Annotated in this window: 1 protein-coding gene; it reads right to left on the bottom strand. The window is 62.8% G+C overall.

Annotation, left to right across the window (positions count from 1 at the left end):
- The coding region (locus EOA29_RS37300; RefSeq protein WP_145970083.1) for an FAD-binding oxidoreductase at positions 1-1040 on the bottom strand (1040 nt) is incomplete at its 3' end.
- Positions 1041-1140: the final 100 nt, after the last annotated feature.

Genomic DNA, 1140 nt, shown 5'->3' on the forward strand with positions numbered 1-1140 from the left:
GCCCAGGCCCGCTCGTATTGGACCGAACCGAGGCCCGGGTATTCCTCGACAAATCGGCCGGCGGCTTTTGCAAGCCCTTTCCAGTCAGGCCGCGGATCAAGCGTGCGATGGGTGGTGAAATCGTCAAATTCACCCATCAGGCTGCGCATTGTCGGTTTGCCTAGGCTGAACCTTAGGTTCCGCCAATTTCGTTTCGCCAAGGGCAAGAATTTCAGGCCATGCACAAGGCTGTCGAGCATGAGGTCGTGGAACCCGTCCTCCGCCACTGCAATGTTGACCCGCCCGTCGGGACGCTGGCGGTAGGCGCATTTGCCCCAGACCACAAGTTTGCGCAATTCGATCGGCAGCACGCCGGTCCGGCCTACGGTACCCCGGACCCAGAGGCAGGGATGCTTTATGCCGAGCGGTTTCAGAAGCCGTCCCGTCCAGGCACCAGCTGCAAGCACAATGGCCTCGCATGCCAGCCGGCCCTGTTCCGTCTCCACCCCGCAGACTGCGTGGTTCCACAGATCGATGGACAAGGCGGCAGTGTGTTCCAAGAGCGTGGCGCCGCACCGCAGGGCTCCCCGCGCAAAAGCAGGCGCTGCTTTCTCCGGTTCGGCATTGCCGTCGGTCGGCGTAAACAGCGCGCCGTGACAGTCGCGGGGGTCGTAGTGCGGCAGCACTTCCGCAACGTCGTTGGGTGTGAGGATCCTGGTCGTCAGGCCGAACTCACGCGCGATCGGCATGAATGCTTCCGCGCGCTCCCGCATGGCGCGATCGTAGATGATGCGCATCTGGCCCTGCTCGCGCCAGTCTACGCTTTCACCCAGTTCGGCCTCGATGCCTCGCCAGATCTCCAGACAGTCGAGCATCATCGGTATTTCACAGGGATCGCGCCCTTGAGTGCGCACGGCACCCCAGTTGCGGCTGGACTGCTCACCGTTGACACGGCCCTTCTCGACCAGCGCGACGCGCTTTCCTGCCTTGGCGAGGTAATAGGCGGCAGCCGTTCCGACGATGCCGCCGCCAATGACAACGGTGTCGAACCTGGCATTCATTTGTTGGCCTTGCCCGAGTATTGCGGATAATGCTGTGAGGCGAAGTCAGTCGAGATGAATCCGTCGCGGATGCTGCGCGCGACCTCGGCGGGGGTGCGTT

The organism is Mesorhizobium sp. M1E.F.Ca.ET.063.01.1.1, from assembly GCF_003998155.1.
Lineage (GTDB): Bacteria > Pseudomonadota > Alphaproteobacteria > Rhizobiales > Rhizobiaceae > Mesorhizobium.